The 22,660-nt window shown below is 68.1% G+C and carries 21 protein-coding genes; 7 read left to right on the top strand and 14 right to left on the bottom strand.

The window, feature by feature from the left end; translation table 11 throughout:
* Window positions 1-85: 85 nt before the first annotated feature.
* Window positions 86-688 carry a hypothetical protein gene (locus ACIA12_RS02825; RefSeq protein ID WP_396365085.1) on the top strand — a complete coding sequence of 201 codons (603 nt, stop codon included), beginning with the start codon at window positions 86-88 and terminating at the stop codon, window positions 686-688.
* 56 nt (window positions 689-744) lie between these two features.
* Entirely contained in the window at window positions 745-1,341 is a 597-nt protein-coding gene (locus ACIA12_RS02820; protein WP_396365084.1) for a hypothetical protein, read from the top strand.
* Between the two features lie 57 nt (window positions 1,342-1,398).
* Here ACIA12_RS02820 and ACIA12_RS02815 read toward each other — a convergent pair whose 3' ends face one another.
* The 6 genes from ACIA12_RS02815 to ACIA12_RS02790 all read right to left on the bottom strand — a co-directional run bounded on the left by ACIA12_RS02815 (window position 1,399) and on the right by ACIA12_RS02790 (window position 6,876).
* The gene (locus tag ACIA12_RS02815; protein ID WP_396365083.1) at window positions 1,399-3,411 is read right to left on the bottom strand and encodes a GxGYxYP domain-containing protein; all 2,013 of its coding nucleotides are present in this window, start codon (window positions 3,409-3,411) and stop codon (window positions 1,399-1,401) included.
* A gap of 150 nt (window positions 3,412-3,561) precedes the next feature.
* The gene (locus ACIA12_RS02810) at window positions 3,562-3,915 is read right to left on the bottom strand and encodes a GntR family transcriptional regulator (RefSeq protein ID WP_396365082.1); all 354 of its coding nucleotides are present in this window, start codon (window positions 3,913-3,915) and stop codon (window positions 3,562-3,564) included.
* 9 nt (window positions 3,916-3,924) lie between these two features.
* Window positions 3,925-4,350 (bottom strand): VOC family protein, encoded by a 426-nt coding sequence (locus tag ACIA12_RS02805; RefSeq protein ID WP_396365081.1) that lies wholly within the window; start codon window positions 4,348-4,350, stop codon window positions 3,925-3,927.
* 24 nt (window positions 4,351-4,374) lie between these two features.
* Window positions 4,375-4,821, bottom strand: a complete 447-nt coding sequence (locus ACIA12_RS02800) for a helix-turn-helix transcriptional regulator (RefSeq protein WP_396365080.1) — start codon at window positions 4,819-4,821, stop codon at window positions 4,375-4,377.
* On the bottom strand, window positions 4,818-5,393 hold the full coding sequence (locus ACIA12_RS02795) for a TetR/AcrR family transcriptional regulator (RefSeq protein ID WP_396365079.1): 576 nt from the start codon (window positions 5,391-5,393) through the stop codon (window positions 4,818-4,820). The genes ACIA12_RS02800 and ACIA12_RS02795 overlap by 4 nt, the downstream gene beginning before the upstream one ends.
* A 19-nt stretch (window positions 5,394-5,412) precedes the next feature.
* Complete coding sequence (locus ACIA12_RS02790; protein WP_396365078.1) at window positions 5,413-6,876, bottom strand: MFS transporter; 1,464 nt, start codon at window positions 6,874-6,876, stop codon at window positions 5,413-5,415.
* 98 nt (window positions 6,877-6,974) lie between these two features.
* Between ACIA12_RS02790 and ACIA12_RS02785 the strand changes: the two genes are divergently transcribed.
* Window positions 6,975-7,583: an RNA polymerase sigma factor gene (locus ACIA12_RS02785; protein ID WP_396365077.1), complete on the top strand. Its 609-nt coding sequence runs from the start codon at window positions 6,975-6,977 to the stop codon at window positions 7,581-7,583.
* Window positions 7,580-8,467, top strand: coding sequence for a hypothetical protein (locus tag ACIA12_RS02780; RefSeq protein WP_396365076.1), 888 nt, complete (start codon window positions 7,580-7,582; stop codon window positions 8,465-8,467). Before ACIA12_RS02785 ends, ACIA12_RS02780 begins: the two co-directional genes overlap by 4 nt.
* Window positions 8,468-8,540: 73 nt before the next feature.
* Here ACIA12_RS02780 and ACIA12_RS02775 read toward each other — a convergent pair whose 3' ends face one another.
* The 4 genes from ACIA12_RS02775 to ACIA12_RS02760 all read right to left on the bottom strand — a co-directional run bounded on the left by ACIA12_RS02775 (window position 8,541) and on the right by ACIA12_RS02760 (window position 13,544).
* The gene (locus ACIA12_RS02775; protein WP_396365075.1) at window positions 8,541-9,500 is read right to left on the bottom strand and encodes a glycoside hydrolase family 19 protein; all 960 of its coding nucleotides are present in this window, start codon (window positions 9,498-9,500) and stop codon (window positions 8,541-8,543) included.
* Window positions 9,501-9,708: 208 nt separating this feature from the next.
* Window positions 9,709-11,505, bottom strand: coding sequence for an aspartate--tRNA ligase (gene aspS, locus ACIA12_RS02770; RefSeq protein WP_396365074.1), 1,797 nt, complete (start codon window positions 11,503-11,505; stop codon window positions 9,709-9,711).
* The gene (gene hisS / locus ACIA12_RS02765; protein ID WP_396365073.1) at window positions 11,502-12,842 is read right to left on the bottom strand and encodes a histidine--tRNA ligase; all 1,341 of its coding nucleotides are present in this window, start codon (window positions 12,840-12,842) and stop codon (window positions 11,502-11,504) included. Before hisS ends, aspS begins: the two co-directional genes overlap by 4 nt.
* Before the next feature lie 21 nt (window positions 12,843-12,863).
* Window positions 12,864-13,544, bottom strand: coding sequence for an MBL fold metallo-hydrolase (locus ACIA12_RS02760; protein ID WP_396365072.1), 681 nt, complete (start codon window positions 13,542-13,544; stop codon window positions 12,864-12,866).
* 223 nt (window positions 13,545-13,767) lie between these two features.
* On the opposite strand from ACIA12_RS02760, the gene ACIA12_RS02755 reads away from it, so the two are divergent.
* Both ACIA12_RS02755 and ACIA12_RS02750 read left to right on the top strand, forming a co-directional pair.
* Complete coding sequence (locus ACIA12_RS02755; RefSeq protein ID WP_396365071.1) at window positions 13,768-14,994, top strand: DUF349 domain-containing protein; 1,227 nt, start codon at window positions 13,768-13,770, stop codon at window positions 14,992-14,994.
* A 53-nt stretch (window positions 14,995-15,047) separates the two neighbouring features.
* Window positions 15,048-15,899 carry a hypothetical protein gene (locus tag ACIA12_RS02750; RefSeq protein ID WP_396365070.1) on the top strand — a complete coding sequence of 284 codons (852 nt, stop codon included), beginning with the start codon at window positions 15,048-15,050 and terminating at the stop codon, window positions 15,897-15,899.
* An 8-nt stretch (window positions 15,900-15,907) separates the two neighbouring features.
* Here the strand turns inward: ACIA12_RS02750 and ACIA12_RS02745 are convergent, their stop codons facing one another.
* The gene (locus ACIA12_RS02745; RefSeq protein WP_396365069.1) at window positions 15,908-16,750 is read right to left on the bottom strand and encodes an MBL fold metallo-hydrolase; all 843 of its coding nucleotides are present in this window, start codon (window positions 16,748-16,750) and stop codon (window positions 15,908-15,910) included.
* A 94-nt stretch (window positions 16,751-16,844) separates the two neighbouring features.
* On the opposite strand from ACIA12_RS02745, the gene ACIA12_RS02740 reads away from it, so the two are divergent.
* The gene (locus tag ACIA12_RS02740; RefSeq protein WP_396365068.1) at window positions 16,845-17,426 is read left to right on the top strand and encodes a TetR/AcrR family transcriptional regulator; all 582 of its coding nucleotides are present in this window, start codon (window positions 16,845-16,847) and stop codon (window positions 17,424-17,426) included.
* A gap of 49 nt (window positions 17,427-17,475) precedes the next feature.
* Here ACIA12_RS02740 and infA read toward each other — a convergent pair whose 3' ends face one another.
* The 3 genes from infA to ACIA12_RS02725 form a co-directional block, all read right to left on the bottom strand.
* Entirely contained in the window at window positions 17,476-17,700 is a 225-nt protein-coding gene (infA, locus tag ACIA12_RS02735) for a translation initiation factor IF-1 (protein WP_396365067.1), read from the bottom strand.
* Window positions 17,701-17,702: 2 nt separating this feature from the next.
* Window positions 17,703-18,485 (bottom strand): GNAT family N-acetyltransferase, encoded by a 783-nt coding sequence (locus ACIA12_RS02730; protein WP_396365066.1) that lies wholly within the window; start codon window positions 18,483-18,485, stop codon window positions 17,703-17,705.
* A gap of 245 nt (window positions 18,486-18,730) precedes the next feature.
* The gene (locus ACIA12_RS02725; RefSeq protein WP_396365065.1) at window positions 18,731-22,594 is read right to left on the bottom strand and encodes a hypothetical protein; all 3,864 of its coding nucleotides are present in this window, start codon (window positions 22,592-22,594) and stop codon (window positions 18,731-18,733) included.
* Between the last annotated feature and the right edge of the window lie 66 nt (window positions 22,595-22,660).

Here is a 22,660-nt window from a genome sequence, read left to right as displayed (position 1 = left end):
TCCTCGCTGCTGCGGCGTCAACCGTCATCCCCTTTACGGCGTCTTACCGGTAGAGGTCTCAGACGTCACGGAAGGGATGAACGTCATGAGCAGAATCGGTACCGTTCACCACCCCGTCCGCGGCTCGATCGTCGTCCTGGCGATCGCCGCCCTGGCCACCGGCGCCGCGGTCGCCGTACCGGCGCAGGCGAGCCCACTCGTCGAGCGGTCGGTGGCGCGCTCGACCAGTTGCTCGACCGTCTGGGGTTCGTTGCCTGAGGCAAGCGCCAGGTGGAGTGCGGCAGCGGTGAGGAACGTCCGTACCGGCCGGCACGCCTGCTACGACCGGCTCGTCATCGACCTGACCGGCAAGCGCGCGACCGGCTATCGCGTGTCCTACGTCAAGACCGTCACCGCGGATGGTTCCGGCGCGCCGGTTCGCACGCGGGGTGGGGCTGCTCTGCAGATCGTCGTCAACGCCCCGGCGTACGACATGGCCGGGCGGCCGACGTACCGGATGAAGAACCAGCGGGAACTGTCGGCCGTCGCCGGGTACGACACTTTCCGCCAGGTGGCCTGGGGCGGCAGCTTCGAAGGCCGGACGACTCTGGCGCTCGGCGTCCGGGCTCGGCTGCCGTTCCAGACCCACGTCCTCACCGGCCCGGGCAACAGCACCCGCCTCGTGATCGACGTCGCCCACCACTGGTAAGTCGATAACTTCGGCCCCCCTTGGCGCATCTAACTAGATGTCCTAAGGGGGGCACCGTGAAATGTATTCACACCATCCACATCCACAGACCGATCCGCACCGCGGTCGCGGTGTTCGCACTCACCGCAGTACCGGTGGGCGCGGTCGCTGTACCGGCGCAAGCCGCGCCGACCGCGTCTGCCGCCGTTGCCACCGGCTGCCCGCGCGGCTGGGGTTCATTGCCTGAGGCAAGCACCTTCCAGGGATCCGGGCAGCTGACGAACGTCCGCACCGGCCGGCACACCTGTTTCGACCGGATCGTGTTCGACGTCTCGGGGAAGCCGTCCTGGTTCCGCGTGCACTACGTGAAGGAGATCGGCACGATCGGCGAGGGCAAGCCGATCCCGATGCGCGGTGGCGCCAAGCTGGAGATCGTCCTGCTGGCGACTTCCTACGACGACGACGGTCACTCCACCTACAACCCGGCCAACTACCACGAACTGACCAACGTCCGTGGTTACCGGACGTTCCGCCAGGTAGTGGACGCCGGAAGCTTCGAGGGTGTCACCGCCATCGGCGTCGGAGTCCGCGCCCGCCTCCCGTTCCGCGTCTTCACCATCACCGGCACGGGCAACACCAGCCGCATCGTCGTCGACGTCGCGCATCGCTGGTAGTACCGCAACCGCAAGCAACTGGACCTGCCGCGTCAGTGCGGCAGGTCCAGCTCCGGTTCAGAGGACGCGGTTGAGCAGATCGAAGAAGGTGTTCGCAAGGACCAGTTCGTACGGGTCCTTGAGCAGCGCAGCCAGCTCCGAGATGTCCGACGGAGTCCACGACCACGCGTTGATCCCGCCCGAGATGAACAGCGGCTTCGTGCCGTCCCACTGGGCGACCCGGGCATCCAGCGCGGCCTTGCACTCCGCGGCCTTGCCGGGCGCACCCCACTGTCCGACGACCGGCAGCCCACCCTGGCGGACCGCGAGGAGATCGCCGTCCCAGGTCTGCATGATCCCCTTCAGCGGCGTGTACTTCTTGAAGCCGGCGGCGATCTCCGGCGACAGCAGCACCCACTTGTCGTTCTCGCGGTGGCTGTAGGAGTAGACGACGTCCATCCCGGTCCGGCGCAGCGTCGAGCCGGTCAGCTTCAGGAACTGCGTGAAGTCGCTCGGCACCCACGACCCGGGGTAGGTGTAGCCCGCGCCCGAGGGGCCGCAGACCAGCAGGTCGTTGGCGGTCGCGGTCCGCTGGTAGTGACTGAACAAGCCCGGACCCGTCTCCAGCAGCAGCGGGCTGATGGTCCAGTTGGCCGGTGCGTCACCCCGCTTCGGGTCGTCCCAGAGGTCGCGCATGTGCCGCTGGCAGTACTGGATGTTGTCGCCCTCGCCGAAGGTCAGCGTCAGGTACACCTTGTTCTTCGGCTTGTTGATCCGCCTGATCGGCCGGACCTTGTCCGAGATCGGTGCGGTGAAGCCGGCGTGGACCGTCCCGTTCATGTAGAAGTCGGCCGCGATCACCGGCGAACCGCCCTGCGAGGCGAGGTCGACGCCGTCCCACTCCCCCGACACGTCGTTCGCGAACCAGCCCATGTACGGCGCGAGCGTCGGGTACTTCGCGAAGTGCTCGACCAGCAGGTCACCCGTCTCGCCACCCGGCGGCAGCCAGCTCACCAGGGCTTTGGTGGCCACCACGTAGTCGCGGAAGTACGCGAACGGCTCGATCCGGGTCGGCGAGGTGTCGGTCGCGCTCACCAGGTACTGGTTCCACATCGTCACGGTGACCACGAGGGACGTCGTACCGGCCGGTGGCTCGAACTGGTAGATGAAGTAGCCGCCGCCGTCGCTGAAGCGGTTGGCCTCGCCGCCGATCGACGAGTTGACGCCGTCGAAGAGGAACGGCGCCTCCTCCGGCGTACCGGGCAGGAAGTGCGCGATCTGGGTGCCGTTGGCCTTCACCGTGACCTCGGAGACCGAGGCGCCCCAGCCGTCGTCGGTGAACGAGTCGGCGAACCGGACGAAGACCGTGCCCTTGCCGAGCTTGGCGGAGACGTCGAGGTCGTAGCTGCCGCGGTTCGACGAGTCGCGGATCTGACGGGTCTCGCGGGCGATCTCCTGCCACTGCACGTTCTCGACCGCGACCACCCGGGTCGCTGGCAGGCCGGCGAGCAGCTTGTGGGTGACCCGCGGGAAGAGGTTGTCGAGTTGCCAGCGGTAGGTCTTCACGCGGTCGTCGTCGAACCTGCCGCGCAGGTCTTTGACGATCCGCAGGCCGTGCGCCTTGGCCTGAGCGGCGTCGGCGACGACCGAGTTCTCCAGCCCGGCCAGGGTGGTCGCGACGTTCAGCGAGTCCGGCACGGCCGGGTCGTGGATGATCGCGCCGCGGACGCGGTGCCGGTACTTGGCGACCAGATCGAGGGGATTCTGGTACGTCGTCGTGGGCAGGTGCATGTCGCTGAGCCACTTGGCATCCGGCGTGCTCATCGTGCCGGTGTCGAAGCTGAAGTAGAGCTCCGGCTTGGTCCGGTTGACGATGCCCTGCAGTGTCGTCAGCAGGGTTTGGTCGCCGCCACTGAGCTTGCTGACATCGCCGTAATGCAGGTGTTTCGGTCTCTCGAAGGCCGGCAACAGTCTGCCGCTCGCGCTTGTACTCATGGCCGGCGCCGCCCCAGCCGGCAGGCCGGGGAGCAACCCGAACCCACCTGCCGTCAATGCGCCGCTACCCGCCAGGAACGTTCGTCTCGACACCATCGTGACCACTCCCCTGTCGCTGACATCGCTGTCAAATGACGGCGAGATTAGTCACCATCACAGCGCGTGTCGAGACCTCGGACAACGTTGTCCCCAAATTGCTTGGAATCGTTTCCGTTCCCCCGCTGACCGGCCGATGGCCGATACCGGTCACCAGGCTTCGTGGAGGATGCGGGTCGCCTCGGACAGGGAGAGGTGGGCCCGGCGGGCGGCGCGGGCGAAGGCTGTGGCCGCCGCCTGCGTCTCCTCGTCGTCGATCTCGCTGCGCGCGGCCAGTACGAACGTCCCGTTCCGCCCGCGGGTCTCCACCAGCCGGTCGGCCTCGAGCTCTTTGTACGCCCGGGCCACGGTGTTGACCGCGAGCCCGAGATCCCCGGCGAGCTGGCGCACGGTCGGCAAGCGAGTGCCCTGCGCCAGCTCACCCCGGCGAATCGACTGCTCCACCTGTTGCTTCACCTGCTCGTACGGCGGCTGCGACGCGGCCGGATCCACCGAAATGATCACCCAGGCAGGCTAGTCGAAATCCGCGGGGCTGTAGGTCTTCTGCTCGACCAGGACCAGCCAGTTGCCGGAGTTGTCGCGGAGTACCGCTTCCACACCATACGGGCGGTCGGACGGTTCCTGGATGTACTCGACCCCCTTGGCGACCAGTTCGGCGAAGGTCTTGTGGCAGTCGTCGGTGTTGATGCCGAAGCCGTGCATCGAGCCCTTGGCCATGATCCGGCGGATCGACTCGGCCGATTCGGGGTCCATCGGCGGGCCGGGCAGCATCAGCACCACCTCGAGCTCCGGGTGGTCGGCCTGGTGCACGGTGCACCAGCGGAAGTCGCCGACGGTGATGTCGTCGCCGAGCACGAAGCCCAGCTTCTCGGTGTAGAAAGCTTTTGCCTCGTCGATGTCGTGCACGTAGACGGTGATCAGGCTGACGTTGGTGATCAAGGTGCCTCCTCGTCGGATCTGTGCCTACGACGTTACGGGCCGCGGAGGCTGTGGTGGCTGTGCTGGCTTCTCCGCGATTGCGGAGTTCAGGCCGAGCATGAAGACGAAGCAGCCGGGGATGCGGGCCCCCGGCTGAGTGCGCTGGTACTCCGACGGGCTCATCCCGATCAGCTCGGAGAAGCGCTGCGAGAACGACCCGAGACTGCTGTAGCCGACCCGTTGGCAGACCTCGGTGACGGTCAGGTTGGTCGCGCGCAGCAGGTCGGCCGCCCGCTCGATCCGGCGCCGGGCGACGTACTGCATCGGCGTCTCGCCGTACTCCGTCGTGAAACACCGCAGGAAGTGGTACTTCGAAACGCCCGCCGCAGCCGCCAGCGCAGTCAGGTCGAGCGGCTCGCCATAGTTGCGGTCGGCAACATCTCGCGCCCGCCGCAGGTGCGGTAGCAGCTCGGCCGGCACGGTCACGGTCATGGGCGGAGGGCGGAGAGCAAGGTGCTGATGAGGAGACCGGGGGCGTCGGCTGAGGTGAGGCGGCCGGCGGCGACCTCGTCGGCGGCCGCGTGCAGGATCGCGTAGAAGGTGGCGACCAGCCAGTCCACCGGCTGATCGGTGCGGAAGGCGCCGGCCGCACGACCTCGCTCGATCAGCCGGCCGACGTGCTGGAAGGCGGCGTCGTGGTGGCGCCGGAGTGGCTCGGGGCCGATCTCGGCGAGTGCGATGGTCCGCACCCGCCGATGCCGGTCCAGGATCGGCCACGACTTCCGCACCAGCAGCGCCAGCGCCTCCGCCGGCGGTTGCTCGTCCAGAGCAAGCTCCGTCAGTACCTGGTCGGTGTGTGCGATCCCCCGCCGCAGTACCTCCTCCAGCAGGACCTCGCGGGACGGGAAGTGGGAGTAGAGGGTGACGCGACCGATCCCGGAGGCAGTGGCGACATCGCTCATGGACGGCAGCGTGCCGTGCGCCATCAGCTCGTGGGTCGCGCGCAGGATGGTCTCGATGTTCCGCTCGGCGTCGGCCCTGCGCTTCGGGGTGGAGGTCGGCACGCCTACACCTTACGAGGGTTCAGTGCCCGTGTCCGTGACCTGCTACGACGAGCGCTTTGCCTGCTGGGACGAGCAGTAGCGCGATCAACCCGGATACACCTGCGGCGACCGCGCAGACGGTGTACCCGGCGGAGAAACCGTCTGTGCCGCTGACCACCGGACCGGCGAAGCTGGCAGCCGCGACAGTCGACATCACTGCGACCCCGATGCTGCCGCCGAGCTCGTGGAAGGTCGTGACGACGCCTGACGCCACCCCGGCCTCCGCCGAAGGCACATTGGCCATCGTGGTGGTCATGGCGGTCACGAAGAGCGGCCCGATCCCGAACGCCGCCAGCAAGAACCCAGGCAGTACTCCGGTCCAGACGCTCTCGCCGACCTGCGTCAGCAACGCTGCTCCGAGAGCGGTGACCAGGAAGCTGCCGGCAGCGACGGCACGCCCACCGACTCGCCCGATCAGGTGTCCTCCGAGCTGCGCCCCTCCGGTGATCGCCAGGGCGACCGGCAGGAAGACCAGGCCGGTCTCGAGCGCGCTGTAGCCGCGGACCTCTTGCAGCAAAGGGGAAGTCAGGAAGAACAAGCCCAGCAAGAGCCCGGTGGCCACCAGCATCAGGAACATCCCCGAGACCACCGGCCTGCGCCCCATCGTCCGCAGGTCCATCAGCGGAGTCGCAGTCTTCGCCTCCACCAGCAGGAACAGTCCATAGCTGCCCGCCCCGGCCGCAAGGAACCCCAGCGTGCTGCCGGCGCCCCACCCATCCGCTCCCGCGTTGACCAACCCATAGATCAACAGCCCGGTCGCAACCGTCACCAGCAAAGCCCCTGGCACATCGATCACCCCTCGCCCGGCAATCGCCCGTCCCGGACCCACCCGACCGGCGCCCGCCCGGCCCGCGGCCAGCGCGCCCGTGTCCACCGCGCCTGTGTCTGTCTGTGCCGGGACCAGTTGGGGTAGCGACGCGAGCACCAGCACGCCGATGGGCACGTTGACGAAGAAGATCCATTGCCAACCGGGCCCTGCCGTCAGCAGGCCACCGAGAAGCACTCCGGCGGCTGCCCCGGCACCGCCGATGGCTGCCCACACCCCCAGCGCCCGGCTGCGATCCCGTTCGTGAAAGGTCGTCGTAACGATTGCGAGCGCCGCCGGCGAGAGCAGTGCCGCGCCCAGCCCCTGCGCGGCCCTGCCCGCGATCAGGACCGCCGCCGATCCCGCCAGCCCGGAAGTGGCCGAGGCCAGCGTGAAGATCACCAGCCCGGTGAGCAGCGTCCGCCGCGCGCCGAACACGTCGGCCAGCCGCCCACCGAGAATCATCAGTCCGCCGAACACCAGCGTGTACGTCGTCACCACCCACGTCAGCGACTGCCGGCCGAGCCCGAGGTCGGTCCCGATGCTCGGCAGCGCGACCTGCACGACGGTGATGTCGACCACCAGCATGAACTGCACGAACGCAAGCAGACCGAGCACCACCCATTTGTTCTGTCGCACACCCTCACCCCTTAAACTGAACACTACTGTATAGGTTATCTCGGAGTGTGCGGCGGCGGCAACCTGGTGGGGAGCTGCGGACCCTGTTAGGTATGCCCATGACATCGAGCAGGCAGGACAAACCTCCGCCTGCCATGCCTGCCGACCATGACCTGTGGGAGGCACTGCGCGGCTGCGACCCCGAGGCCCTCGGCATCCTCTTCACCCGGTACGCCGGTGTCGTGCACGCCTACGCGGTCCGCCACACCGGCTCGTACTCGACCGCCGATGACGCAGTACAGGCCACCTTCATCACTGCGTGGCGGCAGTTCAGCCATGCCGACCCAGGGCCGCTCCTGCACGACACGGCGCGAGCCTGGCTGCTGACCATCGCCCGTAACGAGCTGCGCAACACGACTCGCGCCAAGCGACGCCTGGCGCAGTTCGTCAGCCGCCAGCCCGCTCCCCTGCATGCACCCGACCACGCCGAGAGCGTCGCGGCCCGGGTCGACTCGGAGCAACGGATCCGGGCCGTGCGGGCAGCGCTCGGCCGATTGCCGGCGCACGAACGCGAAACGGTAGAGCTCGTCTACTGGGCCGAACTACCGCTCGCCGAGGCTGCCGAAGTACTGGGCGTCGCCGAGGGCACCGTAAAGGCACGCCTCTCCCGGGCCCGCCGACGCCTGCCCGCCCTGCTCGACCAAACCGGACCGGAGGAGGCCCGATGAACAACCTCACCACCCCACCCCCGGTCGAGGAACTCGACCCGCAATACGTCGAAGACCTCCGCGCCGAGCTGGTCAGCACCGCCCGCGGCGCCCACCGCCAGCGCCAGTGGTCCCTCTGGACCCCGATCCTGGCCGCCGCCTGCGGAGTAGCAGTCATCACCGGCGGCGTCGTCGCCGGCACCCGCGCCGGCGGCGACTCCGGCGAGCCAGCCGGCCCCCAGTCAACGGTGGCTCAGCGAGTGCCGGCCAACGCCTCTGAGCGAATCAACCTCGACCGAGGATCCGCATCGACCAACGACTACGGCCTCGTCGACGCGGCGGCGGCCAGGAAGTGTCTTGCGGAGAAGAAGAGCGCGCTCGGCCAACCGAATCCAGCGACTCCGGCAGACGTCTCACTCAACGGTTCCTACCTGGCCCGTCGGCAGAAGGCACTACCCGGCGAAGGCGGCCTGCTCGAACCACTGCCGAACACCCTGCTGATCCAGGAGTTCACCACCACTGCGGGCGTCCAGGTCGAGTGCTACGACGACAAGCTCCTGTATGCCTTCGATCCAGCCGCCGTACCGCTGGAAAGGCGCCTGAAGCTGAGCCAGAACAAGCCGATCAACGGACTGTGGAGGTTCTCGGAGATCCCGGACGGCAAGTCGACCCTACTGTTCGTCAGCTACACGTTCGCCGCCCTCCCCGGCACCGAGGAGGTGCAGATCCGGATCCGGTGGACCGGCGGAGCCTCACCCTGGTACGTCGTACCGGCGTACTTCGGCCGCGGATATGCCACCGCATCCCAGCTTGGCGCTGTCCATCGGCCCGGGCTGACCGAGGTGGATTACCGCGCTGTCGGCAAGAGCGGCGAAGTCCTCTTCAGCGGGGTCGAACGGGGCTAGCCAAGACCGCCGGCCGGACCCCAGGTGGAGTCCGGCCGGCTTTTCGCCAAGGTGGCGCTCGGTTGAGGAGGGGTCAGCCGAGGCCGCCGCCGACCTTGGTGAGGGCGTCGAACTGGGTGCGGCTGAGCTTGCTCGTGTCGCCGCTGAGCGCCTTGGAGCGGGTGCAGATGATGCCGCCCGGCACCGAGCCGGTCAGTACCCGGATCGCGTTCTTGAAGGAGTCGCAACGGCGCTGGTCCTCGGCACCGGCCGGGTAGCCGATCGCGGCATTGACCTTGCCCATGTTCAGCTGGTCCGCGAACGGGTTGATGTTGCGGGCGACCGTCCAGTACCAGCGGGCGATCGGAGCACTCCACTGCAGCGACCGGGCCAGCTCGGGGTTGCCGAGCAGGTCGATACCGAAGTACCGGCCGGCCGGTCCGTAGTTGAAGTCACCGGTCAGCTGGATGTAGCCGCGACCGCCGTACAAGCGGGTGTCGCCGATCTCGCGGATGTTGTACTCCAGCCGCGACTCGTGCACCAGCGTCGCGAGGAACGCGGCCTTCCGGTACGGCGTGTTGATGTTGGCGTCCCGCATCGCCTGGTTGAGGGACGGCAGGCCGGTCTCGACCAGGGACGGATTCGCGATCCGGGTGCCGAACATCGCCTGCACCTGGGCCAGCGTGATGTCGCCCGACGGCGGGTTGGTGCCACCGCACTCGGCCACGCCGGGGAGCTTGTCCTCGGGGATTGCCACGTACGCGACGGTGACGTAGCCGCCGAGCGCCGGCACGTGCGCCCACCAACGGCTCGAACCGCCGGAGACGGTGACGAGGTCGCCGTACTTCTGGCAGTCGACGTCGATGGAGGTCGGGCCGGGCAGTGTGCGGACGACCGGTGAGGACAGATAGGCGTCGGCGCGGACGTTCACGCCGGTGCCGTAGGTGGTGAAGACGGCGGCGTTGGCCGGAATGGCGGTGATCAGTCCACCGGCGGTGAGCCCGGTGAGGGCGAGGGTGGCTATCAGAAGACGGCGGATTCTTCGCTTGAGCATGGCAACTCCCGGGGCGGGGACAGCATGGGCACGGTTTTCGTGAAAAGTTAACGGACAACCTTCACGACCATGTCACTTTCCACCCAAACCGCCCCCGAAACAACCCTTTCGACCAGCTTGCAACTGCACAACGCCCCGCGGCCCTGGGGGCCGCGGGGCGTTGCAATGAGTAGGAGGCGCGCACACCACTTGGCGCGCCCGCCGGGGGCTACTGCTTTGCTTCGGTTTTGGCTTCGTCCTTGGGTTCGGGCTTGGCGTCTACGCCGGCTTCCTTGCGTTGGGCGGGGGTGATGGGGGCGGGGGCCGCCGTGAGCGGGTCGAAGCCGCCGCCGGACTTGGGGAAGGCGATGACGTCGCGGATGGACTCCGTACCGGCCAGCAGGGCGGTGATGCGGTCCCAGCCGAAGGCGATGCCGCCGTGCGGCGGGGCGCCGAACTTGAACGCGTCGAGCAGGAAGCCGAACTTCTCGGTGGCCTCCTCGTCGGACAGCCCCATCACCTTGAAGACCCGCTTCTGCACGTCCTCGCGATGGATACGGATCGACCCACCACCGATCTCGTTGCCGTTGCAGACGATGTCGTACGCGTAGGCCAGCGCGCTGCCCGGATCCGTGTCGAAGCTCTCCAGCGAATCCGGCTTCGGCGAGGTGAACGCGTGGTGCACCGCGGTCCAGGCACCCGAGCCGACGGCGACGTCACCGGCAGCCGTCGCGTCATCGGCCGGCTCGAACAGCGGCGCGTCGACGACCCACACGAACGACCAGGCCGACTCGTCGATCAGCCCACCGCGCCGGCCGATCTCCAGCCGTGCCGCGCCCAGCAGCGCCCGCGACGACTTGACCGCACCGGCCGCGAAGAAGATGCAGTCGCCCGGCTTCGCGCCGACGTGGTCGGCCAGCCCGGCGCGCTCCTCCTCGGACAGGTTCTTGGCGACCGGACCACCCAGCTCGCCGTCCTGACCGACCAGCACGTACGCGAGCCCACGCGCACCACGCTGCTTGGCCCACTCCTGCCACGCGTCCAGTTGCTTGCGCGGCTGGTCGGCCCCACCCGGCATCACCACGGCGCCGACATACTGCGCCTGGAAGACCCGGAACGGCGTGTTCTTGAAGTAGTCCGTGCACTCGACCAGCTCGAGCCCCATCCGCAGATCCGGCTTGTCGCTGCCGAACCGCGCCATCGCCTCGGCGTACGTCATCCGCTGGATCGGCGTCTGCACCTCGTGCCCGGCCAGCTTCCACAGCTCGACCAGGATCTCCTCGGACAGCGCGATGATGTCGTCCTGGTCGACGAAGCTCATCTCGATGTCGAGCTGGGTGAACTCCGGCTGCCGGTCGGCGCGGAAGTCCTCGTCGCGGTAGCAGCGGGCGATCTGGAAGTACCGCTCCATCCCAGCCACCATCAGCAACTGCTTGAACAGCTGCGGCGACTGCGGCAGCGCGTACCACGATCCCGGCTGCAGACGCGCCGGTACCAGGAAGTCGCGGGCGCCCTCGGGCGTCGACTTGGTCAGCGTCGGCGTCTCGATCTCGACGAAGTCGTGCTTGTCCAGTACTGCGCGCGCTGCCTTGTTCACCTTGCTGCGCAGGCGAAGCGCCGAGCCGGGACCCTGACGGCGCAGGTCGAGGTACCGGTACTTGAGCCGGACCTCTTCGTTGACCGGGGTCGCGTGGTGCTCCTCGACCGGGAACGGCAGCGGCGCGGCCTCGTTGAGGACCTCGATCTCCTCGGTGATGATCTCGATCTCACCGGTCGGCAGATCCGGGTTCGCGTTGCCCTCGGGGCGCGCGGCGACCGTACCGACGATCTTCAGGCAGTACTCCGAACGCAGCCCGCTCGCGGCCTGCTCGTCACGGATGACGACCTGGACCGTGCCGCTGGAGTCGCGCAGGTCGATGAACGCCACGCCGCCGTGATCGCGCCGCCGCGCCACCCAGCCCGCCAGCGTGACGGTCTGTCCGGTGTTCTCGGCCCGCAGGGAGCCGGCGGAATGGGTACGGATCACGAGTTCTCCTGAGGGGTTTCGATGCTGGGTCGTACGTCCTGCGCGGGCGGCGTCCAGGTGGCCGGGTCGGCCGGTACCTGCTCACCACTCCGGATGTCCTTCACTTCGGCGCCGTTCTCGGTGGTGAACCACACGAACGGAATGCCCCGACGATCCGCGAACTTGATCTGCTTGCCGAACTTGGCGGCGGCCGGCGCCACCTCGACCGGGATGCCGCGGGCGCGCAGTGCGGCCGCCGTCCGCATCGCGCCGGCCCGCTCGTCTTCGTTGTTCAAGGCAACCAGTACGGCGGTCGGCGTACTGCGGCTGCCCTTCACCAGGCCCTGGCTGAACAGCCGGGCGATCAACCGGGACACCCCGATCGAGATGCCGACGCCCGGGTACGTCGTCTTGCCGTCGCTGGCGAGCGAGTCGTAGCGGCCGCCGGAGCAGATCGAGCCGTACGACTCGTGGCCGATCAGCTGGGTCTCGTAGACGGTACCGGTGTAGTAGTCGAGCCCGCGGGCGATCTTGAGGTCGGCGACCAGGAGACCGGGCGCGTGCTCGTTGGCCGCCGTCATGATCGCGGCCAGCCGCTCGAGGCCCTCGTCGAGGATCTCGTGCTGGACACCGAGTGCCCGCACCTGCTCGACGAAGGACGCGTCGGTGCTGGAGATCTCGGCCAGCCGCAGTACCTGCTTGGCCGTCTCGGCATCGAGTGCTGGGCCGTCTTCGGCGGTCAGCAGCTGGGTGATCTTGTCCGGGCCGATCTTGTCGAGCTTGTCGACGATCCGGAGTACCGACGTCACGTCCTCGATGCCTAGGCCGCGATAGAAGCCCTCGGGGATCTGCCGGTTGTTGACCTGGATCCGGAACGGCGGGATCGGCAGTTTGCCGAAAGCGTCGGCGATGACGAGGGGCAGCTCGACCTCGTAGTGGAACGGCAGCGTGCCGTCGCCGACGATGTCGATGTCGGCCTGGGTGAACTCACGGTACCGGCCCTCCTGCGGGCGCTCACCACGCCAGACCTTCTGGATCTGGTAGCGGCGGAAGGGAAAGGCCAGCTTGCCCGAGTGCTCCAGCACGTACCGGGCGAAGGGGACGGTGAGGTCGAAGTGCAGTCCGAGGTCGGACTTCTCCTCGACGGGCGCGCCGAGGCGGCGTACGGCGTAGATCTCCTTGTCCGCGTCCTCGCCCTGGTTCGAGAGCCGGTCGATCGGCTCGACCGCGCGGGTCTCGATCGAGGCGAAGCCGTGCAGCTCGAACGTCTCCCGGATCACGTCGAGGAACTGCTGCTCGACGATCCGGTCCGATGGGAGGTACTCGGGAAACCCACTGATCGGGCCAATTTTGCTCATGATGCGGCCTTGCTCATTTTCTTATGTCTCCAGGTCCTGCAAGTAAGGGTTGGTCGCCTTTTCCCGGCCGATCGTGGTCTGGCCGCCATGACCCGGCAGGACGACGATCTCGTCGCGCATCGGCAGGATCTTGGTGGCCAACGTATGCAGCATCGCCGGATGGTCGCCGCCGGGCAGATCCGTCCGGCCGATCGACCCGGCGAACAACACGTCACCGGAGAACAGCACAGCGGGTACGTCTTCGGGACCCAGGTACGGGGTGGTGAAGGTGACCGAGCCACGCGTGTGGCCCGGGGTGTGGTCAACGGTGAACCGCAGCCCGGCCAGCTCGAGCTGCTGGCCGTCCTTGAGCTCCTGTACGTCGTCGGGCTCGGCGAAGGTGTGGTTGCCGCCGAGCAGCATCCGGGCGGTCTCCTGGCTGATGCCGGCCATCGGGTCGGCCAGCAGGTGCCGGTCGTCCGGGTGGATCCAGGCGGTGCTGTCGTAGGCGCCGCAGACCGGTAGTACGGAGAACATGTGGTCGATGTGGCCGTGCGTGAGCAGTACCGCGACCGGCTTCAGCTTGTTTTCCGCGACGACCTGCTCGACTCCGCCGGTGGCGTCCTGTCCGGGGTCGATCACGATGCACTCCGCGCCCTGGCCGGTGGCGACGACGTAGCAGTTCGTACCCCACGACCCCGCGGGGAACCCGGCGATGAGCACGACAGACCTTCCTGGAACCGACAAGGGACCTGCCAAGGTTACCGGTGACGCTGCCCGATTGTGATGGCAACCCCGTTGCGTAGCGGCCGGGAGTTTGTGATTGTTCAGTGATACGCGTGGGGACAGCGCCCGACGCGCCCGACTGCACCCTGTCGACCGGGATGAACCGGCGACTGGACAGAATGGGAACGAGCGCAGTACATACCGCCGGAAGGGGCGAGTTGTGGCCGAGGAAAGCTGGGGCCGGGTAGCCGACGACGGAACGGTCTTCGTACGGACCAAGGACGGGGAGAGAGCGGTCGGCCAGTGGCCGGACGCGAACCCTGAGGAGGCGCTCGCCTTCTACACCCGCCGGTACGACGCCCTGGCGTTCGAGGTGGACCTGCTGGAGAAGCGGGTCCAGGCGGGCACCGTCTCGCCCGACGACGCCCGGGCCGCGGTGAAGAAGGTGACCAGCGCGATCGACGAGGCCCAGGCCGTCGGCGATCTGGACGGCCTGCGGGCCCGGCTGGACGCGCTCACCCCACTGGTCGCCCAGCAGCGCGAGAAGAAGAAGGCCGAGCGGGCCGCGAAGGTCGAGGAGGCCCGGGAGGCGAAGACCAAGATCGCCACCGAGGCCGAGACGATCGCGGCCGGTACCGACTGGCGGCACGGCGTCACCCGGCTGCGCGAGCTGCTGGACGAGTGGAAGGCACTCCCCCGGCTCGACAAGTCCAGCGACGACGAGCTGTGGCATCGTTTCTCGTCCGCGCGGACGACGTACACCCGGCACCGCAAGCAGCACTTCGCCGAGCTGTCCTCGAAGCGTGATGAGGCAGCCGTGGTGAAGGAGCGCCTCGCGGCCGAAGCTGAAAGCCTTTCCTCCTCGACCGACTGGGGCCCGACGTCAGGCCGCTTCCGCGACCTGATGCGCCAGTGGAAGGCCGCCGGCCCAGCGCCCCGCGAGGTCGACGACAAGCTGTGGGCCCGCTTCCGCAGCGCCCAGGACGCCTTCTTCGGCGCCCGCGACGCCGAACAGGCCCAGGAGAACGAGGAGCAGGTCGCCAACCTCGCCGCCAAGGAGTTGCTGCTCGTCGAGATCGAGGCGATCCTCCCCGTCACCGACGCCAAGGCCGCCCGCGACCAGCTCCGCGACCTCCTCGACCGCTGGGACGCCATCGGCAAGGTCCCCCGCGACTCGATGCGCGCCATCGACGGCCGGTTGCGCGCAGTGGAGCAAGCGGTCAAGTCCGCCGAAGACGAGGTCTGGAACCGCAGCAACCCCGAGGCCCGAGCCCGCGCCGAAGCCACGGTCAAACAACTCCAGTCCCTGATCACCGACCTGGAGAAGCAAGCGGCCAAACACGAGGCCCAAGGCAACACCCGCAAAGCCACCGAGGCGCGCGAAGCCATCGCCGCCCGCCGAGAATGGCTGACCCAGGCTCAAAACGCCCTAGCCGACTTCAGCTGAGGCCTGTGGACAACTGAAAGCACAGGATGTCTGCTGTCGGACATCCTGTGCCGATGTCCTTTCCCCCGTTCTTCTGCGGCCTTCCCTTCACCACCCGCCAAGCCGGCAAGAAGCTGAACTGGCTTCTCGGCGGTGGCGAGGTCCGGCAAGTCCTCAAAGGCGTGTACGTCGCCACCGAGACACCCGACACTCCAGAACTCCGAGCGGCCGCCGCAGCACTCGTGATCCCCGCTGACGGTGTCGCCCGCGCCGAAACCGCGGCCTGGATCCACGGCATCCCCACCGCCGCCCTCAACGCGTCCGACCAGGTACCGATCCGCTGGACGAGAAACCCAGCCGACACCGTGAACCTCGGCGGATACAGGGTGACCAACCCGCCTGCCACCGGTGTCGAACTCGCCCTGCACCTGCCCAGACCGTTCGCCCTGGCATCGATCGACGCACTCCTACGCTCCGGCCGAGCGGACCGAGCCACCCTCGAAGCCCTCCTGGACAAGTACGAGGCGCACCAAGCCCAGCTACGTGCCCGCCAGATCATCAAACACGCCGACCCTCGGGCCGAATCCCCTGGCGAGTCCTGGCTCCGGCTCCGCCTTCTCGACGCAGGCTTCACCAAGCCCGACCTGCAAGTCCAGGTCAACGGCCCAACTCGCGACTACCGCCTCGACCTCGGCTACCCGGACCCGGTCGACGGCGTGCGCCTAGGCCTCGAGTACGACTCCGACCGCTGGCACTCCAAAGACCACCAGCAAACCCGCGACGCATCCCGGCGTACCGAGCTAGCGGCTCTCAACTGGCACATCATCCCCGTCCGCCGCACCGACCTCTGGGGCTCCTACCCCGCCCTGGAACTAGCCGTTGGCGCCTTCCTCTGTACCTGGCCTCGCCTGCCCCGCCGTTGGTGAATCGGGCGTCAGCCGAGGCGGGCGACTGCGCCGCCCCAGAGGGCGCCGGGGTTCAGGCGGTTGGGGTGGAGTTCGAGCATGGCGTGGAAGAAGTCGAGTGCTGAGATCGGCTGATCGAGAAGCCGCTTGGCGTCGAGTAGGTACTGGCGGGTCTGGGCGATCGTTTCGGGACTGTCCGGGTTGGCCCGTTTCTTGTGTCCACTGACGACACTGGCCGGCTGTAGCGCCTCGACGGTCTTCAGCGCCGCGAGCCAGGCATCGATCCCCCCATCGGCGGACTCACTGAGGTACTGGTGGACGCCGTTGTAGACAACGTCACCGGCGACGACCAGACCTATCGACGGCACGTGCAGCACGGTGGTGTCGTCGGTGTCGGAGTGGCCCACCTCGACCGAGATCAGCTCCTGCCCCTCGAGTTCGAACCGGTTGTCCGGCGGAGTGGTTGCCAAGATCGGAGAGGCCGGAATCTGGCCGGGGAACAGCTTGTCCCACAACGCTGCCCGAAACTCAGGCGAGCCGTGCCGGCGCATCATCGCGATCGTGCCAGGCGACGCATAGGCCGCCGCCCCCGGGAAGCGCTCCAGCAGCGGCGCGGTCCCGAACCAGTGGTCACCATGGCCGTGGGTCGCGTAGACGTACCGGAGGTTCTTCCCGCTCGCCTCGACCCAGTCACCCACCCGCTCGGTCTGCTCCACCGTCAGCGGCGGATCCACCAGCACGGCATCGCGTTCGCCGAAGATCAGCGTCGTCGACAACGGCGAGAACATCCGCCGATCCCCGTTGGGAACCAGCTCCGCGACGTTCTGCGGGATCGGATCCGAGATGAAGACCTCGTACGAAAGCGTGCCCATCATGCCCTCCTCAGTAGGTAGACCAGTCGATCTACTATTTATTAGATAGACTGGTTGATCTACTGTCAAGCCGGAAGAGAGTGGGTAAGCCCAGATGAGCCCTGCCACTGGACCAGGACCACGCGAGCGCCTGCTCGACGCCACCCGCCGGCTGACCTACGACAAGGGCGTCGGCGTCGGGATGGACGCGATCCTGAGTGAGGCGGACGTGGCCCGCCGCTCGCTGTACCAGCACTTCGGCGGCAAGGACGGCCTCGTCGCCGAGACGCTGCGCACCACCCGCGACGCCGATCTGGATCGATACCGCGCCGTACTGGACTCGGCCGGCGAGGATCCGCGCGAACGACTTCTCGCGCTGTTCGACTTCTTCACCCAAGACTCCGGCAATCCGGGGTTCCGCGGCTGCCGCTACTCCGCCGCGGACCTCGCACTCCCCGACCCGGCGCACCCCGCTCACGCCGAGACCAGCCTGTACTACCAGGGCATCAACGAATTGCTGCTCAAGGAACTCCAAGCCCTCGGCCACCCCGAGGCGCAGCAGGCAGCCGATCAGATCCAGCTCGTCATCGACGGCGCGCTGATCGAGCGAGCCACCCGCCCAGGCGCACGTCCGGCAGCCGCCGCGGGGCAACTCCTCCGGCACCTCGTGGACGACTGGCGGCAGGCCCCGAGCTGACAGACCTCCGCCCGCGCCCGGGTGGGTGCCAGGCGCGGGCCGGGATGGGTCAGTTGCGGTACCGGAAGGTGATTCGGCCTCGGGTGAGGTCGTAGGGGCTCAGCTCTACGAGGACTCGGTCCTCGGGGAGGATCTTGATGTAGTTCTTGCGGATCTTGCCGCTGATGTGGGCCAGCACCTTGTGGCCGTTGGTGAGTTCGACCCGGAAGTTGGCGTTGCGGAGGCACTCGATGACGGTGCCCTCGACCTCGATGCCGCCTGCAGACTTGGGCATGATCAGACCTCTTCCGGGCGGCTGACCAGTTCGAGCGTGGTGCCTGTGCGCTGCGCGCCCAGGCTCTCGAACAGAGCCAGCGCGGGCTTGTTGGATTCGTCGACTTCTGCGGTGACGGCTTCGAAGCCGGAGTCGTGCAGGCCGCGTAGTACGTGGGTCAGCAGGGCCCGGCCGATGCCGTGGTGTTGCTCGGCGGCCAGGACCGCGACCAGCCCGATTCGGGGTCGCCGGGTCCTCGTGGCGACCCGTACCAGTCCGACGTACCGGCCGTCCCGGATCGCGACCGTGTACTTCGATGGGTCCAGCGGCCGCGTGCCGCCCTGCCACGGCAGTACCTCCGCCGGCATCGTCTGCCACCCGGCGCCGGCCTCGACCTCGGCCCGGATCGCCTTGTCCAGCAGGCGAAGCGGCTCTTCGTCGGCGGCAGTGATGACCACGCCTGAAGGAGCCGGTGTGGCCGGCTGATCGGTCGGTACGACGAACTCGTACTCCCGACGCGACGTCGTCAACCCGGCGCGTTCCCAACCGGCCATGACGTCGCGGTCGTTCTCGTCGACCACCGTGTACAACGGCTGGTCGGTCAGCATCGCGGCGGCGAGTTGGTCGAAGACGTCGCCGCGCCAGGTGTCGATGCTGACGAAGGTGCGCCCGTCGAGCCGGCGGGACGCGTGACCGCGGCCGACCACCAGGTCGTTCTCCACCGCGTGCCACTGGTTGTCCGCGACCCGCGAGATGGTGACCGCGTGGGCATCGAGGCCTCGCGGTGTGAAAGGCGAAGTGTTCATAGGAGTGTTCCTTCCGGGAGTGCCGAAGATTTCTCGGGGCGCTCCCGGCGACACCTATGTCAGTCGCCCGCCCGTGACCACGAGAGGGGACGCACCCACTGCGCTACAGCGTTCATGGGTTCCCACCTCCAAGCCTGATGTCACGGACCACGGCACGGTACCAGCCCGGGCGCCGCACGGACCACCGGTTTTCTCCGCGCAGACCTCGCCTCCCACGCAACTGGTGAGAGGCGAGGTCAGGGTGTTCAGGGAGTGGCGAAGAAGGTCATCGTCCGGGTGATGAGGTTGGACTTGTCAGCCGCGGTGCCGTAGGCCTCGACCGGGAAGGCGAGGAAGACGACCTTGTAGCTGCCGCTGAAGGACAGCGCGTCTGCTTGGGCGCTGTCGTCGGTGAAGGCCGCGAGGGCGCCACCGTTCGGAGTGACCTGGTCTTCGAAGGCCGCGTCGAGGACCGAGTGGTCCAGCGGTACCGAGCCGATGCCGTCGGTCACCGGGTTGCCCCCGACACCATGGACTGCGGCGGTGCCCTTGTCGTTCTGGGCCTCGGTCCCGTCCCAGGTGATGTGCAGGTAGTCATGCACGAACGCGGTCGTACCGGCTGCCTGGTCCAGGATGTCCTGGCCGGACATCAGCAGTCGCCCGCCTCCGTCCAGGAACGCCTGCAGCCGCGCCTCGTACGGCGTGATCGGCGCTGGGTAGGTGTTCCCGGTGAACCAGACGACGTTCTTGTGCGCCAGCAGGTAGTTCACCGGAAGGTTGCTGTCGGCATCCAGATCCCACGTGGCGAACGAGACACCGGCGCCGGTCAGCGCGGCGGCGTACACGGCCTGTACGTCGGGCGCGTTGCCGTCCTCGTCCACCAGCAGGGTGTCGACCGTGACCGCGACGGTCTTGATCGTCGCCGCCGCCGAGACCCCCGGGCTGCCGACCGAGGTCGCCGTGATCGTCGCCGTGTTGGTCCCGGTGGCTCCGGCAGGCACAGCCACCTTCACACAGACCGACGTTGTCGCACCCGGCGCCACGGTCGGCGTGGTGGACTGCGGCGTCGTACAGGTGGCGTCGAAGAAGCTGACGGGATCAGTCCCGCCGCTGCTCGCGAGCGTGTAACTGTCGGGGGTGAACCCAAGGTTCCGCACCGTCTCGGTGTAGGTCACGACGGTGCCTGGCCGGCCACCGTCGATCTGCGTCGCCGGAGTGAGGCTCACGCCGTACGCCGGTGCGATGCGTGTCGTCACCGGCGATCCGGTGGTGTACGGCCCTTGCGCCGACTGCGCCCGGATGCCGTCGTTGACGATGGCCGCCGTGACTCCGGAACCGATCTTCACGCTCAGATGGACGGTGACACTGCCATTGGCCGGAACGGTCAGGCCGGTCCAGGTCGCGACACCGCGCACGTTCGTCCCGCCGCTGTCGGCGGACTGGAAGGTCGTGTTCCTCGGCACCGGGTCGGTGAGCTTGACCCCGGTCGCCGCGGCGTTGCCCACGTTCGCGAGCGTGATCGTGTAGTCGAGCGTGCTCGACGGTCCGACCGGAACGTCCGCGGCCGTCTTCGAGACGACCAGAGCAGGCACGGCCGCCGAAGTGTCCGTACTCCGGAACGCCCCGCGCCCATGCGTGCCGGCGGCGAGTACCCGGTGCGACGGGTCGAGATCGAGCTGCCAGATCGCGACCTCCGGGATCCCCGAGCCCAAGGGTGCCCAGTGCCTGCCTCCGTCATGGGACACGAACGGGCCCACGTCCGTTCCGGCGTACAGGGTGTCCGCGTACGACGGGTCGAGGATGATCGAGTTGACCGGGCTGTCGGGCAGGTTGTTGCTGATGTCCGTCCAGTCCTGGCCGCCGTTGGTCGTCTTGAAGACATGACCTGGATGCGCAGGGGTGGCCGAGTTGAAGCCGGCGAACGACCCATAAGCGATCCGGTAGTTGCTGCGGTCGACGGCGAACTGGGTCACCGGCCGCTTCGGCAGCTGTCCCTTGTCCACGCGGGTCCACGAAGGTGTGTCGCTGACCTGCGCGTCCGGACTGACGTAGACGTACCCGTCTTCCGCGCCGGTGTAGGCCGCGTCGCCGCCGCCCATCCCGACCGCGGACAGCACACATCCCCGGCCGCCGTTCGGGGCCTCGCCGGTACAGCCACTGGTGAGGTCTGGGCTGATGGGCTTCCACCGGACGTCACCGGCCGAGGGCGCCTTGGCGTTGTCGGTCCGGTAGAGCCGATAGGTGCCCAGCATGAGCTGGTTGGTCTTGCGCTGGTTCTGCACCCACGGAGCGTAGAAATCGGCACGGTCGGTCAGGTCGATTCCGGACCTGATGAACTGGTTGCTGAAGAAGGTGGCGCCGCCATCGGTGTAGCGGTACGGCGAGATGCCGAAGTACGTGCCGAAGACGTAGTTCGCGTCGGTCGGATCGACCAGGACCTGTCCGCCATCGCCGCTGGCGACGTCGAACCAGCTGGCCGACGCGGTCGACTTCCGGTCCGTACCGTTGTCCTGGGTACCACCCCAGACTCGCCCGGGGACGGTCGGGGTGTTCGCGATGGAGGTGAACTGGCCCAGCTGGAGGCCGGTCCGATGGGTCACCGCCGCGGTGTCCGGATCGACGGTCCCGTTGAGGTTCTGCCACGTCACCGCACTGAGCGGGTCGGTCGCGTTCGGACGGCCACCGCGGTCGCCGGAGTACCAGACACCGCCGTCCGAGCCGATCAGTACGTGCTCCGGGTGCGCCGGGTCGTAGGCGATGGCATGGAAGTCGGGGTGCTGGTCCCAGCCCAGGTTCTTCCAGGTCTGGCCTCCGTCGTCGGACCGGAAGATGCCGCCGGAACCGATGGCGTAGTTGAATTGCCCGGCCGCGTAGACGATGTCCGGGTTGACCGGATCGGCGACGACGACGTTGTCGTACGAGCACTGCTCGGCGCAGTAGTCCTCGACGGTGTCGTCCCCCGTGCCCGGCGCCGTGATCGACCAGCTCGCGCCCTCGTTGGTGGACTTGAAGACTCGCGCCGGCTGGTCACTCCAGTTGAAGCCCGCGTAGAGGACCGTGCCGTGCCCCGCCGGGTGAGAGATCCCGAGCGAGAAGCGAGTGGCGGTCGCGGCATAGTCGACCGCTGGGAGGCCCGTCATGATCGGCGCCCAGTGCCGGCCGGCATCGGTGCTCTTGTAGATCGCGTCGCCCCAGAACGAGCTGTACAGGACATTCGGGTTCCGCGGGTCGATCTCGAGGTCGGTGGCGCCGTTGGACGCCGACTTCGCCACCTTGAGGATCTGCCAGCTCGTACCGCCGTCGGTGGACTCCCAGACGCCGTACCGGGAGTGGTCCGGCGGAGTGGTCCGGCGGGCGCCACCGCGGCCGCGCAGGATCGCGGCGTACAGGTGACTGGCATTGCGCGGGTCGACGACCAGGGCTGAGGTCGAGACGCCCTGGAAGAAGTCGCCCGAGACGTGCGCCCAGTGCTGGCCGCCGTCGGTGGACTTCAGGACGCCGTTGCCGAAGTAGCTGTCACCGGACAACGCGCCCTCGCCGGTACCGGCGTACACGATCGCGTCGTTCGACGGCGCGACGGCCAGCGCACCGATCGCCAGCGACGGCAGGTCGTCGGTCTTGGTGGCCCAGGCGCCGCTCGCCTGGTCGTACAGCCAGATGCCACCTTGGGCCCCGCCCAGGATGAACTGGCCGTTGCTCGGCCGGATCGCCAGGGCGCCGATCCGGCCGCTCATCGCGGTGAAGATCGGCGTGCTCCGGGTCACCTGAACGATCGGATCAGGACCCAGACCGGTCCATGGACCGGTGAAGGTCGCCGGGCCGGGGCTCTTCGTGCGCAGCCTGCGCTGCTCCCCCGCGTTGAGCGCCGCGACAGCGCGCAGCGCACCGGCCCGCTGGTTGTCGAGCTTCTGGTCGCCGGCGGTCCGCCTGCTCATGAAGAAGAAGTCCCGTTCGAGGAACGCCTGCTCGTCCTTCTCGCTCACCCGCGGCGGTCTGGTGCCGGGGATCAGCGTCGGGGTGTCGTCGACCGGCGGCGCGCCGGTAGCACCCACTGGCGCCAGCAACAGGCCGGCGACCAGTACCGCCGATCCAAGTGTTCCTACTGCGACCCTCTTCCGACCGATAGCCATAGCGCACTCCCTCGCCGATCCCCCGAGAGCGCGCAGGCGAGTTTGCCTGCATTCGCCAGTTGCTCA

The organism is Kribbella sp. NPDC051620, assembly GCF_044453825.1.
GTDB lineage: Bacteria > Actinomycetota > Actinomycetes > Propionibacteriales > Kribbellaceae > Kribbella.
Note: the sequence above shows the minus strand (reverse complement) of the source record. Positions and strands in the feature narration are given on the sequence as shown.